The organism is Nonlabens sp., from assembly GCF_051251825.1.
Taxonomy (GTDB): Bacteria; Bacteroidota; Bacteroidia; order Flavobacteriales; family Flavobacteriaceae; genus Nonlabens.
The window spans coordinates 152,104-169,006 of record NZ_JBPOGG010000002.1 but is presented as its reverse complement, the minus strand read 5'-3'; the positions used below and the strand labels follow the sequence as shown (position 1 = coordinate 169,006).

At 36.1% G+C, this 16,903-nt stretch carries 17 protein-coding genes; 7 read left to right on the top strand and 10 right to left on the bottom strand.

Annotated elements, in window-relative coordinates; translation table 11 throughout:
- Positions 1–163: 163 nt before the first annotated feature.
- The 5 genes from ACSHWW_RS03285 to ACSHWW_RS03265 all read left to right on the top strand — a co-directional run bounded on the left by ACSHWW_RS03285 (position 164) and on the right by ACSHWW_RS03265 (position 3,402).
- Positions 164–955: a MotA/TolQ/ExbB proton channel family protein gene (locus tag ACSHWW_RS03285; protein WP_435680989.1), complete on the top strand. Its 792-nt coding sequence runs from the start codon at positions 164–166 to the stop codon at positions 953–955.
- 25 nt (positions 956–980) lie between these two features.
- The gene (locus ACSHWW_RS03280) at positions 981–1,481 is read left to right on the top strand and encodes a hypothetical protein (protein ID WP_435680988.1); all 501 of its coding nucleotides are present in this window, start codon (positions 981–983) and stop codon (positions 1,479–1,481) included.
- A gap of 3 nt (positions 1,482–1,484) precedes the next feature.
- A complete protein-coding gene (locus ACSHWW_RS03275) occupies positions 1,485–2,111 on the top strand; it encodes an ExbD/TolR family protein (RefSeq protein ID WP_435680987.1) in 627 nt (208 codons plus the stop codon).
- 2 nt (positions 2,112–2,113) lie between these two features.
- Positions 2,114–2,602, top strand: coding sequence for an ExbD/TolR family protein (locus ACSHWW_RS03270; protein ID WP_435680986.1), 489 nt, complete (start codon positions 2,114–2,116; stop codon positions 2,600–2,602).
- Between the two features lie 86 nt (positions 2,603–2,688).
- Complete coding sequence (locus tag ACSHWW_RS03265; RefSeq protein ID WP_435680985.1) at positions 2,689–3,402, top strand: porin family protein; 714 nt, start codon at positions 2,689–2,691, stop codon at positions 3,400–3,402.
- On the opposite strand, the gene ACSHWW_RS03260 is transcribed toward ACSHWW_RS03265, so the two are convergent.
- The 3 genes from ACSHWW_RS03260 to asnS form a co-directional block, all read right to left on the bottom strand.
- Entirely contained in the window at positions 3,397–3,999 is a 603-nt protein-coding gene (locus ACSHWW_RS03260; RefSeq protein WP_435680984.1) for a hypothetical protein, read from the bottom strand. The two genes, ACSHWW_RS03265 and ACSHWW_RS03260, sit on opposite strands and share 6 nt — an antisense overlap.
- Positions 4,000–4,007: 8 nt before the next feature.
- A complete protein-coding gene (rpoN, locus tag ACSHWW_RS03255; protein ID WP_435680983.1) occupies positions 4,008–5,465 on the bottom strand; it encodes an RNA polymerase factor sigma-54 in 1,458 nt (485 codons plus the stop codon).
- Positions 5,466–5,642: 177 nt separating this feature from the next.
- Positions 5,643–7,085 (bottom strand): asparagine--tRNA ligase, encoded by a 1,443-nt coding sequence (gene asnS, locus ACSHWW_RS03250; protein WP_435680982.1) that lies wholly within the window; start codon positions 7,083–7,085, stop codon positions 5,643–5,645.
- 212 nt (positions 7,086–7,297) lie between these two features.
- Here asnS and ACSHWW_RS03245 point away from each other — a divergent pair, with 212 nt between their 5' ends.
- Together ACSHWW_RS03245 and ACSHWW_RS03240 are read left to right on the top strand one after the other, a co-directional pair.
- Positions 7,298–7,522, top strand: coding sequence for a hypothetical protein (locus ACSHWW_RS03245; protein ID WP_435680981.1), 225 nt, complete (start codon positions 7,298–7,300; stop codon positions 7,520–7,522).
- Entirely contained in the window at positions 7,503–7,808 is a 306-nt protein-coding gene (locus ACSHWW_RS03240; RefSeq protein ID WP_435680980.1) for a type II toxin-antitoxin system RelE/ParE family toxin, read from the top strand. Before ACSHWW_RS03245 ends, ACSHWW_RS03240 begins: the two co-directional genes overlap by 20 nt.
- Here ACSHWW_RS03240 and ACSHWW_RS03235 read toward each other — a convergent pair.
- From ACSHWW_RS03235 to rpsB, 7 genes are all read right to left on the bottom strand, one after another.
- On the bottom strand, positions 7,805–10,204 hold the full coding sequence (locus ACSHWW_RS03235; RefSeq protein ID WP_435680979.1) for an efflux RND transporter permease subunit: 2,400 nt from the start codon (positions 10,202–10,204) through the stop codon (positions 7,805–7,807). The genes ACSHWW_RS03240 and ACSHWW_RS03235 overlap by 4 nt on opposite strands.
- A gap of 79 nt (positions 10,205–10,283) precedes the next feature.
- Positions 10,284–12,473, bottom strand: coding sequence for a DUF5686 family protein (locus ACSHWW_RS03230; protein WP_435680978.1), 2,190 nt, complete (start codon positions 12,471–12,473; stop codon positions 10,284–10,286).
- 152 nt (positions 12,474–12,625) lie between these two features.
- Entirely contained in the window at positions 12,626–13,180 is a 555-nt protein-coding gene (frr, locus tag ACSHWW_RS03225) for a ribosome recycling factor (protein ID WP_435680977.1), read from the bottom strand.
- 43 nt (positions 13,181–13,223) lie between these two features.
- Positions 13,224–13,931, bottom strand: a complete 708-nt coding sequence (gene pyrH / locus ACSHWW_RS03220) for a UMP kinase (protein WP_435680976.1) — start codon at positions 13,929–13,931, stop codon at positions 13,224–13,226.
- Positions 13,932–14,009: 78 nt separating this feature from the next.
- Entirely contained in the window at positions 14,010–14,957 is a 948-nt protein-coding gene (locus ACSHWW_RS03215) for a hypothetical protein (protein WP_435680975.1), read from the bottom strand.
- A gap of 57 nt (positions 14,958–15,014) precedes the next feature.
- Positions 15,015–15,977 carry a translation elongation factor Ts gene (tsf, locus tag ACSHWW_RS03210; RefSeq protein ID WP_435680974.1) on the bottom strand — a complete coding sequence of 321 codons (963 nt, stop codon included), beginning with the start codon at positions 15,975–15,977 and terminating at the stop codon, positions 15,015–15,017.
- A gap of 40 nt (positions 15,978–16,017) precedes the next feature.
- A complete protein-coding gene (gene rpsB / locus ACSHWW_RS03205) occupies positions 16,018–16,827 on the bottom strand; it encodes a 30S ribosomal protein S2 (protein WP_435680973.1) in 810 nt (269 codons plus the stop codon).
- Positions 16,828–16,903 lie beyond the last annotated feature (76 nt).

Genomic DNA, 16,903 nt, shown 5'->3' with positions numbered 1-16,903 from the left:
AAAACCAAATATTAAAAAGTATTATTTGGTTGGTATTCAGCTATTATGCTTGTATTTTGTTAAGAATTAACATTGGTATAGCTTTAATAGTTCTGTTTTTTAAGAGATAAATTATATATTTACCCCTTAACTCGAAATTTCAAATAAATCAATAAATCTTAAAATGAAACGATCACTTTCAATTTTGTTCATGGCTGTAGTAATGATGTTAGGTCTATCTACAACTGCAAATGCTAGCACAACTGCAAACACGACTAGCGCAATCACAACTTTTATTTCTCAAGATGACACTGCCGCGGCAAATGTTACTGAAGAAATTACTTTCCACCAGGAGCTTAAAAAGCGTTTCATAGAAGGTGGACCAGTATTCATGTCATTTGTATTGATATGTCTTATTTTAGGTTTAGCAATCGCAATTGAAAGAATTATTTATTTAAATCTTTCTACTACTAATTCTAAGAAGCTAGCTGCACAAGTAGAAGATGCACTTAAGAGTGGTGGGATTGAAGCTGCAAAGGAAGTATGTAGAAATACAAAAGGACCTGTTGCTTCTATCTACTATCAAGGACTTGATAGAGCAGACGAGAGCGTTGAAGCTGCAGAGAAAGCTGTTGTAGCTTATGGTGGTGTTCAAATGGGACAACTGGAGAAGAATGTTTCTTGGGTATCTTTATTTATCGCACTTGCACCTATGTTAGGATTTATGGGAACGGTACTAGGTATGATTGATGCATTTGATAATATCCAGTCTGCTGGAGCTATGGAGCCTGCACTTGTTGCTGGTGGTATTAAAGTAGCACTATTGACAACTGTATTTGGTCTTATTGTAGCAATTATTCTTCAAATCTTTTATAATTATATCGTTGCAAAAATCGATAGTATTGTAAATGACATGGAAGATGCTTCTATCACGCTTATGGATATTCTTGTAGATTACAAGAACGGTAAGCTGTAATTAACCCTATAAACCAGATTTAATAATGGTAATTCATAAAGTATTTAAATATTTAGCTCTTTTGTTGTGTGTGATCGCAGCGGGCTTTTTCCTATATACCATTTCGGTAGGTGATGAAGCTATACAATCAGAAGCAGCAGATTTAACAAACACAGGTGCGTTGCAAAACGCAACACTTGCACCTATGATGTATCTAGCTTATGCTATAATGGCAATTACAGTAGGTCTCGTATTATTCTTTGTTTTAAAAGGAATTTTTAGTAGCCCAGCAGTATTAAAGCGTTCTTTAATATCAGTTGGCATACTTGTTGTGATTTGTTTAATAGCCTATTTCGGTTTTGCAGACGATTCTGTTTTTGAGCCAGGAGTTGCAGGAAATGTACCAGTTATGTTAGATGAAGGAGAACCGCTTACAGCGAGTACTTCTAAGCTCGTAGGAGCATCGATCTATACATTCTATATCGTAGCAGTTCTAGCAGTAGGTTCCATTCTATGGACTGGAGTAAGCAAACTATTAAATAGATAAATCATGGCAAAAAGAGCAGCACCTGAGGTAAATGCAGGATCAATGGCAGATATTGCCTTTCTACTTCTTATTTTCTTCTTAGTAACTACTACTATTGAAGTGGATAGTGGAATAGTAAGTAAGCTGCCGCCTAAGTTGGAAATTGAAACTCCGCCTCCACCAGTTAAGAAAAAGAATATTTTTCAAGTACTAGTGAATAAGGACAATCAATTGCTAGTGGAAGAAGAATTAATGGATATTAAAGATCTTTCTGAAGCTGCCGTTAAGTTTATAGATAATGGTGGTGGAGAAGGGAAAAATGGCTGTGCTTATTGTGAAGGTGAGAGAAGTCCTGAATCTTCAGATAATCCTAAAAAAGCCATTGTTTCTTTAGTAAACGATAGACAGGCAACATACGATTACTATATAACTGTAACAAATGAGCTTGTAAAAGCTTATACGACTTTAAGAAATCGTGCATCTATGCAGCGTTACGGTGAGAGTTATGAATCTATGTACGCTAGGTTAAAAGACACACAGGAAAAAGATAAAGAAACTCCTGAGTATCTTGAGCTAGAGAAAAGAATAGACATTATAAGAGAATTGTACCCTAGAAATCTTTCTGAGGCAGAACCACAACAAGCAGGATAATTATGTCAAAATTTAATAAGAAAAAAAGTGGTGATTTACCACCAGTATCTACAGCATCTCTACCAGATATTGTATTTATGCTTTTGTTTTTCTTCATGGTAGCTACCGTGATGAGAGATGATGAAATGCTTGTTGAGAATAAACTACCATCTGCAAATCAAGTGGAGAAGTTAGAAGACAAGAACAAATTGGTAAATATCTACATAGGTAAGCCAGGAACGAGTTATAGATCTACTTTTGGTAATAATGACGTAGTTCAATTAGGTGATAAAATTTCTCGTGTGGAAGACGTTTATAATTATGTAAATACTAAAAGAAGTGCTATGCCAGAGAATCTTCAAGATCAAATGATGGTATCTCTTAAAGTAGATAAAAATGCAAAAGTAGGTGTACTTACTGATGTGAAGCAAGAGTTAAGAGAAGCGCAAGCTTTAAAAATTACTTATACTTCTAATCAAGGAGATCCTATGAATAATATAAAAAGACGATAGTATTCACTTTTTAAAAATGTAGAAGCCGTTTCTTTTTGAAACGGCTTTTTTTATTTAACGCCGTTGCAAATTCATATCTTTACTTTATGAAAATAGTACTTTTTCTTGTTGGCTTTTTAATGACCTTGAATAGCTTTGCTCAAGGCAATCGTGATAATGGTAATGATAATGCCATACCTAGTGTTGTAGATTCACTTTATCGAGAAGATCAGTTTTACATAGGTTTATCATTTAACCTAATAAATAATGAGCCTAATGATTTTAGTCAGAATGGGTTTTCTGGAGGATTGCATTTAGGATTCATTCGGGATATGCCTATTAATAAACGCCGTAACAAGGCCATAGGAATAGGTTTAGGACTATCTACTAATACTTATAACTCTAATCTCTTCATAGGTGAAGATGAGACAGGAGCATCTATTTATTCCATCATAGATTCAGAGTTAGATTTTAAATCAAATAGATTTAATACTAACCTTATAGAAATGCCTATTCAATATCGATGGCGTACCTCTACAGCTACTAAATATAATTTTTGGCGTATCTATACTGGAATTAAATTAGGATACATCTATTACCACAAATCAAGGTTTGAACAACCAGGTAATACGGTAATTCAAACTGACATTCCTGAGCTTAATAAATTTCGCTATGCCGCGACTTTGACTTTGGGTAATGGAAGTTTTAATGCATTTGTACAATACAGTTTAAACACCTTATTTAATAAAAACGCTCGAGTGGACAGTGAATCCATAAATCTCCAGCCTATTAAATTTGGGATTGAATTCTACTATTTATAAATAGTAAACTCCAGTCATTACCTGAGCAATCAGACCTACAGAAAACCCAAAAATCAGTTCATGACCTTTATGAGCTTTCATGGATAATCTGGAAGTAGCAGTGAGTCCTGCTAATACAAATAGAATTGCGATCACAAAAACACTTGGAATTTCTACACTTGCATGCAACATCAGTGCAAAGCCTATAGCGCCGCCCATTGCCATTAAATGTAAACTCAATTTATACTTCAATATTGCGAGAATTACAGCTACTATGGTCGCTATAAGAACTCCAACAAAGAAATAGTATAATGGAGCGTGCCTGCCATCATTAAATCCACTGCGTATTAATATAAGGAGCAAGACAGCATATGATACAAGCGGTGTGATACGATCCTTAATATCTGGTAAGTGAACACTACTTACTACTCCTAGTAGTTTAAGAATTGCAAATATAAGCATGGGAATTACCGCTGTAAGAATTAAAATGAGATACATCTTTAATTCTACAACCTCACTTTCAGTAAAGGAAACAAATAGAAAATAAACTAAACTTACTAGCGCAGGAATAAATATAGGATTTGCGAGATAACTCCAAAATCTTAAAAATGCTTTCATGTTGCAAATTAAATCTCCTTGCGCAGGCGCGCCACAGGAATGTCTAGTTGTTCTCTGTATTTTGCAACAGTACGTCTAGCGATAGGATAACCTTTCTCCTTGAGTAATTCTGCAAGTTTCTGGTCGGTGAGTGGTTTGCGTTTACTTTCTTCACCTATCACGGTCTCTAGTATTTTCTTTATCTCACGAGTAGAAACCTCTTCACCGTCAGAGTTTGTCATGGATTCTGAGAAGAACTCCTTGATCAACTTAGTTCCGTATGGTGTGTCCACATATTTTGAGTTTGCTACACGAGAAACGGTAGAAACATCCATACCTATCTCGTCGGCAATATCTTTGAGAATCATAGGTCTCAAATTACGTTCATCGCCTGTTAAGAAGTACTCTTGCTGGTAATACATAATAGAAGACATAGTCATAAAAAGCGTTTCCTGACGTTGCTTAATCGCTTCTATAAACCATTTTGCCCCATCTAATTTCTGCTTGATAAACATCACAGCATCTTTTTGAGACTTACTTTTTTCCTTGGCTTCTTTATAACCTTTCAACATGTTTGAATAATCTCTAGAAACATGTAATTCTGGAGCGTTACGGCCATTTAAAGTAAGTTCTAGTTCTCCATCTTTAATGCGTATGGTAAAGTCTGGAACAACCTGTTCCACCATGCGAGTGCTTCCGCCAGCATAAGCACTACCAGGTTTAGGGTTTAAATGCTCAATTTCTTCAATTGCCTCACGCAATTCATCCTCATCGATGTTATACTTTTCGAGAATCTTCTTGTAATGCTTCTTACTGAACGCATCAAATGACTCACCTATTAATTTCATGGCGAGCTCTGTGTGGTCGTTATTACGCTTTCGCGAAAGCTGAATCATCAAACACTCCTGCAAATCACGAGCACCTACACCAGCAGGATCTAACTGCTGTACGACTTTGAGGACTTGTTCCACCTCAGTTACGTCTGTATAAATATTCATGGTAAAAGCAAGATCGTCTGCGATGTCTTCCATAGAGCGACGTATGTAACCACTGTTATCGATACTACCTACGAGATATTCTGCGATGCTGTAATGCTGGTCGCTTAGTCTTCTGGTATTTAACTGATCTTTTAAAGATTGTGTGAATGATGTTCCAGATGCGTATGGGATACTTTTCTCATCATCATCTGCGCTATAATTGTTTGCTTGCGTGCGGTATTCTGGCACATCATCATCACTCAGGTATTCATCTACATTAATGTCTGCCTCAATAGTTTCATTTTCATCTCCATACTCATCTTGATTTGAAAACTCATCATATTCATCATCATGGCTGTCTTTTATATCATCCAGCGCAGGATTTTCTTCCAGCTCTTGTTTAACACGCTGCTCAAATGCCTGAGTAGGCAACTGGATCAACTTCATCAACTGGATTTGTTGAGGAGAAAGTTTCTGTGAGAGTTTAAAATTTAACGACTGTCTAAGCATGGAATTAATGATTTCTATGTGAAGTATCGATCACATCAGTAAAAATAACAAATGCCCGATTTATTCAAGCCTTTGTAGCTATTAAATATAACTTAATACTGAGATATGAAAAGACTTAAAATAAAAAATCCCAAAATCAAATGAATGAGTTTGGGATTTTGTGTAAATCAATATTATTTAAAATTCTGCACTTCCAGGAGTACGCGGATAAGGAATTACGTCTCTCACGTTCCCCATTCCAGTCACAAACATGACTAATCTCTCAAAACCAAGACCAAATCCACTGTGAGTTACACTACCAAATTTGCGAGTTTCAAGATACCACCACAGTTCTTCCTCTGGTATTCCCATCACGTCCATTTTCTCTTTTAAAACGTCATAGCGTTCTTCACGTTGAGATCCACCTACTATTTCACCTATTCCAGGGAATAAGATATCCATGGCACGTACGGTCTTTTTATCTTCATTAAGACGCATATAGAACGCCTTTATATTTGCTGGATAGTCAAACAAGATGACTGGACACTCAAAGTGTTTTTCAACCAGGTAGCGCTCGTGCTCGCTCTGCAAGTCTGCGCCCCATTCTTCAATGATGTATTTAAATTTCTTTTTCTTGTTAGGCTTAGAGTTTTTAAGAATATCAATCGCCTCAGTATAAGAAACACGCTTGAAATTATTCTTTAAAACGAAGTCTAGTTTTTTGCGCAATTCCATAGGACTGCGATCTGCTTGCGGCTTGCTTTTATCTTCTTGAATCAATCTGTTTTCTAGGAATTCAAGATCATCTTTGCAGTTTTCAATTGCATAATTGATCACGTATTTAATGAAATCCTCAGATAGATCCATGTTTGCATCTAGATCATTAAAAGCCACCTCAGGTTCTATCATCCAGAATTCTGCAAGGTGACGTGAAGTGTTTGAGTTCTCAGCTCTAAAGGTAGGTCCAAAGGTGTAAACCTGTCCTAATCCCATCGCATAAGTCTCTGCCTCAAGCTGTCCAGAAACGGTAAGGTTAGATTCTTTTTCAAAAAAATCTTGCTTATAATCTACATTTCCTTCCTCATCCAGCGGCGTGTTTTTAGGATCCATCGTGGTAACACGGAACATTTCTCCAGCACCTTCTGCATCACTACCGGTTAAAATAGGTGTATGTGCTTGATAAAATCCATTTTCTTGGAAGTACTTGTGAATGGCAAATGATAATGCGGCACGCACTCTCATTACAGCACCAAAAGTGTTTGTGCGCACTCTCAAGTGTGCCTGCTCGCGCAATGTTTCTAGTTTGTGACGCTTAGGCGATAGAATCGTTTTTGCGACCTCTTCAGGATCTGCTTTACCTAGAATGATTACTTTTTTGGCTTGTAATTCTACGCGTTGTCCGCTTCCTTCACTTTCTACTAGAGTTCCTGTAACGGCAACTGCTGCTGCGACATTGATCTCGTCTAGTAAGGTGCGCTCGTGATTATCAGGTTCTATAACGCACTGTAAATTATGTATGGTAGAGCCATCGTTAAGAGCGATAAATCGATCGTTTCTAAAACTACGTACCCAACCTTTAACAGTAATCTCCTGCATACTTGGTTCGGCTTTCAATAGCGCGGCAATTCTTTGATGTTGCATCCTTAATTTTTTAAGAGTAGCAAATATAATTTTTATGACATGGAATGCCAATGATTATTACAGGGATTGTTGTGAATATGCTTTCGCGAAAGCGTAATTATCCATCTTGCATAATAAACACAAGTTAAACTGTTGTATAATTATCATAATGCTAGATTGAAAGTGGTTTTTAAACCACTCTAGATTTCATATATTTGAGTAAAGTAGTAGTGATGAAAAGTTATCAAATAAAAGTTCCTGAAGAAATGGTTGCTCTAGTGGAGCAGTTATTGAGAAAACTCAATATTCCGTTTGCTCTTAATGAAAACGAAATCACTGAGATTGAATTGTCTGATGACATAAAAGAGATGCTTGAACAGCGGCTCAGTGAACCCGAGTCGAGCTACTATTCTGTAGATGAAATGTTGAAGAGGCAAGATGAGCGATACAAAGTATAGTTTATTAGTTCAACCAAGATTTGAAAATGAGGTAGATGAGGCGCTAGAATATTATCAAGAAATCTCTCCTCAAGTTAGAAAGGCTTTTAATAATCAGTTACTCGCCTGTTTTCAAGCGCTATCTCAAAACCCGTTTTATCAAGTAAGGTACAAGGAAGTGAGAGCGATTCCAGTTAAGAGATTTCCTTATGTTCTGTTTTTTAAAATAGTAGAAAACTCTAGGAAAGTAATGCTGCTGTCATGTTTTCAAGCCAATCAATCACCTTTAAAAAATCCAAAAATTTAACTGTCGCTTTCATCCATATCATCTTTAGGAATGATAGGAATAGGTAGTTTTTTAAAGGTTTGCTCATTTGCAATGCTTTTTTCTAGCGATAATAACATACTAGGTAAAAGCAATAAATTAGATAACATAGCAAATAATAATGTGGCGCTCACTAGTGCTCCTAGTGCTACCGTTCCTCCAAAACTAGAAATCGTAAACGTAGAGAATCCAAAGAACAATACTATAGAGGTGTAAAACATGCTGACTCCTGTTTCTCGTAAAGCTGCATATACAGAGCGCTTAACTCGCCATTTATTTGCAATGAGTTCTTGACGGTATTTTGCGAGAAAGTGAATGGTGTCATCTACTGAGATTCCAAAAGCAATTGAAAAAACTAAAATCGTAGATGGTTTAATAGGAACGCCTAGGTAGCCCATTAATCCTGCTGTGATGATAAGCGGTAAAATATTTGGAACTAGGGATACTAAAATCATACGTAGTGATTTAAACATCCACGCCATGAATAGTGCGATTAATATAATAGCTAGTGTAAGTGATAAAACGAGATTGTTGATGAGGTAATTGGTTCCTTTTTGGAACACGAGTGCTTTACCAGTAAGAATGACTTCATATTTGTCTTCAGGAAATACCTTGGCTATTTCGGCAAGTAAGTCTTCTTCTACACGTTCCATGCGATCTGTTCCCATGTCTTTCATGAATGTTGTGATACGAGCATACTGTCCAGTACTATCTACATAACTTTTCATGAGCATGGCGTCGCCACCGCTATCATCAAGTAAACTTGAGATTCCTACTCGTTCATAAGTAGATGGCAGGTCATAAAACTCTGGATCGCCACCATAAAAGGCTTGCTTAGTGTATTTCACTATACTCACTATGGACATAGGTCTAGAAAGCTCAGGAGTTTCTATAATATGATCCTCTAGCTCGTCTAATTTTTTAAGTGTTTTTGCTTTGGAAACACCTTTTTTACTTTTAGTATTTACAACTATTTCAAGTGGCATAATCCCATCAAAGCTGTCTTCAAAGAACTTTATATCTTTATAGAACTGCATAGACTTAGGCATGTCTTCAATAAGACTTCCAGATACACGGATCTGATACATTCCTATAATAGAAATCACAAGCACGATAAGGCTACAAATGTAAATCGCTATACGGTTTTCTTTAACCATGCGCTCAGTCCAATCCACAAAGGTGCCTATCCATCGTTTTCTTAAATGCTCAAGGTGTCTGTCTTTAGGAACTGGTAAGTAGCTATAAATGATAGGAATAATCATCAAGCTAAGTAGAAATATTGAAACGATACAAATAGAAGCTACGATCCCAAACTCACTTAAAAGTTTACTATCAGTAAAAATGAAAGTTGCAAAACCACTAGCTGTAGTTAGGTTAGTCATTAAGGTTGCGTTCCCTACTTTAGTGATAACACGTTGCAAAGATTTGGCTTGATTCCCGTGTTCTTTTATCTCTTGTTGATATTTATTAATCAGGAAAATACAGTTAGGAATTCCTATCACAATAATCAGTGGAGGAATTAATGCTGTAAGAACAGTGATTTCATAATTGAGTAAGCCTAAGAATCCAAAAGCCCACATAACTCCTATAACAACAGTTACAATAGATATAAAAGTAGCTCTCCATGATCTGAAAAAGAAAAAGAAAATAGTGGAAGTCACTAATAAGGCAGCCAGTAGAAACATGCCTATCTCATCCACAATATTTTGTGAGTTAAGAGTTCTTATGTAAGGCATTCCAGATATTCTCAAATCTGTGAGTCCTTTATTTTCTTTAAAATCTTCAATAAGTGGATTGAATTTATCAAGTACAAATTCTTTTCTTATCGAGCTATTAACAATATCTTTTTTAAGATAAATAGCGGTTCTTAAAACCGAGTCTTTCTCACTAAAAATAAGATTACGGTAAAACGGTAACTCTCCAAAAAGTTTAGTTTTATAAGCTTTTAATTCATCGTCAGAAGTTAATTTTTGATCTGTTAATCGTTCAATGATAAACTTAGAGCCGTCCTCAGATTTCTTGAGAAGTGGTAGGTTAGAAGTTGAAAGGACTAACTCAACTTCGTCATATTTTTCAATGGAGTCTGCGAGTTGATTCCAGGCATTAAACGCTTGATAGTTATTAAGATCACTGTTTTTTATACCAAGTATAATGAGATTTCCTTCTTCACCAAATTTGTTGAGAAACTCTCTGTATTCTTGATTAACTGGATGATTATCTGGTAAAAGATTAGCTTCAGAATGAGTGAAGCGCATATTTCCCCATTGGGAACCTAGCCCTATGGTGATCAGAATAATAAGGCCCAGAAGAACCTCTCGATTACGCAAAATGATTCTTGCGATACCATTCCAAAACGGAAAACTAAATAACTTTTGCATAGACCTTTTACAGGACTGTAAAGGTAAGTTTTAAAGACTGCTTTTTAGTGATTTAAAATGACTTTTGAGCTTACACTATTTAGATCTCTAGATAGAAAGTAAATTTAAGAGCAAGATTATCAGAGAAATCAGGTAAGTGATAAGCTCCATAACGATAAGTTGCACTAATTCCGAAACCGTAAATCAACTTATTTAATTCAAAACCAGATTCTGTATAACCTTTATTGAGCCTGTTAAAATTAATATTCAAGTGATCTCCTGTATCATTAAAATCTCCTATAGCATATCGAGATGTAATCACTAACTCTGGATTAAGCCAGGAAGCAATATGAAAAGGAGTGAAGCTATGCCTCATTTGAAAAGTAGCAATACGATCTGAAAAGAACTCATTAAAATACATGGTTTCAAAACTATTTCTACCTGCAACAGAGAAACGCTGCAGTACTTCATCTTTAGTAGGAGAATTAGGATATGCATGGAACAAATGGCTGAGTGGAACATCTCCTCGTGCATAATGTCCTTCTAGCGATAACTCTGTTTGAGAGCCACTTATTCTATCAATAGTGTAAGTTGCTTTACCAGAAAACTTAAGGTAATTAAAGTCACTATCCAGTATTCCATTGATTCCTTTTGTGATTTGCCCACTTAAAATAGGGTAGCCCTTGTTAGTCTCTTGATAACCTTTAGGCGTTTTCATAAAATCACTACGTGGACTCCATCGTGCTGCTATCGTTGCCTCAGTAAGAACATAGTTCACGTAATCTATTCCATCAGGTGAAAATATGTAATTAGTGGTTTGTGAAATACGCTTTCGCGAAAGCGAGACCTCACTAATGACAGATGGTGATAAGCGCTGTTGTAGCGATAATCCATATTCTTTATATAAATAAAAAGTAGGGATGTTGATCAATCGAGGTTCAAAAAGAGAATAGACGCGAGCGTCAGTAAGGAATCTAGAACCGGCAAATTCATAGATATCATTTGTTTTATAAGCACTGATCCAGGTATTATTTTCAGAATTAAGTAGATATCCTAAGGTTGCATTATATTTAAACACTTTATCCTTGGTTCCATAAGCTCCGTATCCACTTATGCGCCAGTTTTTTGAGAATTTATCATTTGTAGTTCCTCCTAGTCCTACACGGAAAGCTTCGTACTCGTTGAACTTAATAAGATATTTGAGGTCTATATCAAAAAAACCTACAGGATAGTATCCTACTTTAAATTTCTCAATAACCTCTAGTTTGCGTGTCACATTTTCTGCAGTGACTATGCTGTCTAGATCCATGAAGTTTGCTAACTCCTGAGAAGTGTAGGCTTCCTTATTGCGATAATCATCCCAATAGTTGAGAGGTTTATTAATGGCGCTTTCTGGAATTTCTATAGTTACTCCTTTTTGCCCATAGTTGATTTTACGATTTGTTTTAAAGTTCTTTTGATAGCGTTTAAGAATAAGGTACAACTCATCTGTAGCTTCGTCAATTTCTTCTTGATTGCGTGTTCCTACCTCAAAACGGCCACCAAATAATTCAATTTCCTTAATGCTATTAGACTTCTTAATAAATAAATCACTGTAAGTGCAGTACCATAAATGATGGAGTTTATCGTAGGTATAGAAATGCTTAGTCTGAACATTTAAATTACCCTTTACATTATATTTTGCTTGAGCAATCGCATTGGTTTCTTTATCAATATAGACAAAGCCATTTAAAGTGGTTGAAGAGGATTCTAGAGGCTCAAACCTTAACTTATAGACAGATCTGTTTTCAATAATTGAATCGCCCACGGTCTCATAATTATAGCTATTGAGCCCAGAGTTAGAAATAGGGTTGATATAATGCTGGTCAAAAATCACATAAGTATCCTGATACAAATTGCGAGATTGAAATTCTATATTATAAATAGGATAAACTGGTTTTTCAAATCCAGGCATAAAAGCTGCGGTGATAAGTTCTTTATGACCTACTGCATTATCATTTATGATTTGAGAAGTTTTTTCAGATAAGAATACTTCGGTTTTCAAGAGTGTTCTACGTAGTTCTGTCTTTTTGTATCCAGACCCAGTAATTGCTTCGGGATTTCCAGCTATTTTGAGATTCTCATAGCTATCATATTTCAACGTATTTAAAGCCTTTAACGGATTATTATCGGGCTTTTTATCAATCGCTTTTTTAATGATTTCAAGTGCAGGAGTAAGGTCGTTCTGTCCACTCGCAATTATGCAAGCTAATAGAAATATAAATGAAATGTAAAATCTCAATTGACTCATAAATTTAATAGCAGAATAATAAGTGTTTTAATAACGCTAAAAGTACAAGAAGCATATAGCCTTTAAAGGCATATTATTATTATTTTAAGTTTTATTCAATAAAAATGCCAGCTTTACTGCTGGCAATTCTATATAAATCTTTGAAGTTTTAATTATACTTTTAAAATCTCAGCTTCTTTAACACTTATGATCTTATCGATTTTTGTGATATAAGAGTTAGTAAGTTCTTGAACTTCTTCCTCTGCAGATTTTAAAACATCTTCAGAAAGGTCGAGTTTCTTTAAATCATTCATCGCGGTCTTGCGATCGTTACGTACACCTATTTTTGCTTCTTCACCTTCAGCTTTAGATTGCTTGGCTAGATCTTTACGTCTTTCTTCAGTTAATGCAGGAACGTTAATGATTACACTTTCTCCATTATTCATAGGGTTTAAGCCTAAGTTTGCGTACATGATTCCTTTTTCAATTTCTGTAATCATTCCTTTTTCCCATGGAGTAACGGTAAGTGTGCGTGCGTCTGGTGTAGCAACATTTGCTACTTGACCTAATGGAGTCTGACTACCGTAATAATCTACATAAACACTACCTAGCATAGCAGGACTTGCTTTGCCAGCGCGTATATTTAATAATTGCTTTTCAAGGTGCACAATGGCACTGTCCATTCCTTCCTTACAGGCGTCTATAACTAAATCTAATTCTTCATTCATAACTCAAATTTTACTTAACAGTTTGCAAATATATTGCCACTTATTATAATTGTACTCTTGTTCCTATATTTTCTCCACTCAGAACCTTCATCAAGTTCCCTTTTTTATTCATATCAAAAACGATGATAGGCAACTCGTTTTCTTGACTTAAAGTAAAAGCAGTCGTGTCCATTACTTTTAAACCTTTACGCAACACATCATCAAAACTGATAAACTCAAACTTAGTTGCGCTGGAATCTTTTTCAGGATCTGCGGTGTAGATTCCGTCCACTCTTGTTCCTTTAAGAATGACATCTGCTTCAATCTCAATCGCTCTTAACACTGCGGCACTGTCTGTGGTGAAATAAGGATTACCTGTTCCGCCTCCAAAAATCACAACACGACCTTTTTCAAGATGTCTCATTGCTTTGCGACGTATAAAAGGCTCTGCTACTTCATTAATTTTAATGGCAGACTGTAATCGTGTAGGGACTCCTGCGTCTTCAAGAGCGCTCTGTAATGCAAGACCATTAATGACGGTTGCAAGCATTCCCATATGATCTCCTTGAACACGATCCATTCCAGCACTAGCTCCAGCGACACCTCTAAAGATGTTCCCGCCACCTATTACGATAGCGACTTCTATACCTTTATCTATTGCTTTTCTGATTTCTTGAGCATATTCTGAGAGACGTTCTGGGTCGATACCGTATTGTCTATTTCCCATTAATGCTTCTCCGCTTAATTTAAGAAGGACGCGATTGTATTTCATAAGGTGTGTCTGAGGTTGTGCAAATATAATGGAATTCCTTATTCAATAGGAATATGAAATGAAACTTGAAATCCTTTTTTATTTCCAGATTAATTTATACAATTCACCTTCTGTTTTTGCTTCATCATCACCCAGTTTTACATTTACTGCTTCACTAGTTAGATAATAAATCTCATTACTTGCTTTATCATTTCCATAGTAGGCGATAGCTTCTATTTGAGCACCATCTATAGGTAAATCTACTTTTTTAATAAAAGTAAAAACACCATCTTGAAACTTAAGCTCCATAACAAAAGGTTGCAAGCTCTGATTGTAACCACACAGTAGTACTCGATTACGATTGTTGAACGTAGCATCAGTCACAAGACCTTTTGAGTTGATAGTTTGATGATTATTTAAAACAGCATCGCTATTTAAAGGGAAACTATAAATAGAGGTATTGAAGTTGATCCAGTCTTTAGAAAATAAATACATGACTTTATTGATAACAACTACAGCCTCGGCATCATATGAGTGTTTTTGTGGTCGTACCGTGAAATCTTGTTGTGTTTCATAAGTAATAGTTGAGATATCCATTTCTATATCTTCAAACCACATTCCGTCTTTGATAATATTAAAGATTTTAAGATCTTTTCTATTACCACTATTATTCCCAATATCTGCAATGTGTATGGCATTATCAGATTGTGTGATAGCTTCCCAATCTCGATTAAATAAATAATTATATTTTACATAACCGGTGATTACTCCAGTAGTATCGATTTGATAGAGCACCGGCATATTACCAGAATCATTATGTGTAATTAATTTACCGTCCATGACTATCAGACCTGAGCTTTCATTAATGGCACTAGGCAAGGATACTATTTTTTCAAATTTGAAAGCCTTGCGAGCTGATTCTGTTTTAGGTAAGCTGGCACAACTCGCGAGTAGCAGTAATGGGAAGAAATATTTAATCATCTGACTAAGGTATAAATTATGTGGAAAATGTAAATACGCTTTCGCGAAAGCGTGTTTAAAAAGCATAAAAAATCCCATCTAAGCATGACCTAGATGGGATTTCAATATTCTAATTAAAGATAATTAAGCGATAGAAACTCTTTTGAATCCTACAACTTCTGCACCTTTAGATTCTACATACTGAGCAACAGTTTTACTGTCGTCCATGATGAAATCCTGGTCTAAAAGCGCTTGTTCTTTATCAAGAGAAACATTATCAGAGATAAAACGCTCTAATTTTCCTGGAATGATACGATCCCAGATAGCTTCAGGCTTTCCTTCTGCTTTTAATTCTGCTTCAAATGTTGATTTTGCCTCAGCAAGAGCAGCATCAGTAACTTGAGATCTTGAGATGAAAAGTGGAATGTTTTTCAACGGCTTCCCTAAACGTCCACGCTCGATGTTATCTTTTTCGATAGCAGCGATACGAGCTTCAGTCTCAGACTTTACAAATTCAGGATCAAAATCTTTATATGAAAGAGTAGTCGCTCCCATAGAAGCTACTTGCATAGAAACAGATTTTGCAACCTCTGCAGCATTATCAGACGCTGTAGAAAGTCCAGTTAAAGCACCGATTTTCCCACCGTGAACGTAAACGCCTACGTAAGGAGCTTCATAAGCTTCAAAACCACCTATTTCTAATTTCTCACCTATAACTCCAGTTTGCTCGATAAGCTTTTCAGCTACGGTCATTCCTCCAAAGTCTGCGGCAAGCAATTCTTCTTTTGAATTTGTATTTAAAGCTACGTCTGCAACCTGGTTAGCAAGAGCAACATAATCGTCATTCTTTGCAACAAAGTCAGTTTCACAGTTTAAAGAGATCATAACACCTCTTGTGTTATCATCATTTATTTTTGCAACTACTACACCTTCAGATGAGTCACGATCAGCACGCTTTGCAGCTACTTTCTGACCTTTCTTTCTTAGGATTTCAATTGCTTTGTCAAAATCACCTTCAGCTTCTACAAGGGCCTTTTTACAGTCCATCATACCAGCACCAGTGGTGTTTCTTAATTTTCCTACTTCAGCGGCGGTTATTTTTGCCATGTTGTAAAGGTTTAGATTCTGGTTTCCCAGAGTTTATGATTTATTCTTCTTCGTCTGCTTTTACAGCTTCTTTCTTAGCTTTTGCAGGCTTTTCAGCTTTTGCAGCTTCCTTGTCAGCTTTAGCTTTTTCTGCTTTTGCAGCTTCGTTGTTCTTTTCAGTCTTACGATCTTCAAGTCCAGCTTTAATAGCGTCAGTTGCAGAGTTTACGATAATATCGATAGATTTAGATGCATCATCATTTGATGGAATCACATAATCGATATCACGTGGATTTGCATTAGTATCTGCCATTGCAAAAATAGGAATACCTAATTTTAAAGCTTCTTTTACAGCGATGTGCTCACGTACTGTATCTACTACAAAAAGTGCTGCAGGCATGCGAGTCATCTCAACGATAGAACCTAAGTTCTTCTCAAGCTTTGCTCTCATACGGTCAACTTGTAAACGTTCTTTTTTAGAAAGAGTTTCGTAGCGACCGTCTTTTTTCATACGATCTACAAGTGCCATTTTCTTAACAGCTTTACGGATAGTTACAAAGTTAGTAAGCATTCCACCAGGCCATCTTTCTGTGATGTAAGGCATGTTTGCGTCACCAGCATGTTGTGCAACGATATCTTTTGCTTGCTTCTTAGTAGCAACAAAAAGAACCTTACGACCAGATGCAGCGATCTTGCGTAGTGCTTCGTTAGCCTCGTCTAGCTTAGCTTTAGTTTTGTAAAGATTGATAATGTGGATTCCATTACGCTCCATATAGATATACGGTGCCATGTTAGGATCCCATTTGCGTGTAAGGTGACCGAAGTGGACACCTGCGTCAAGTAGATTCTTGACTTCTGTGTTATTTGCCATGTTTAGATAGTTTACGTTCTGTCAGATAGCAATGATTGAGTGGTCATTTCTATTATAGAAAATCGCCAAAATCATT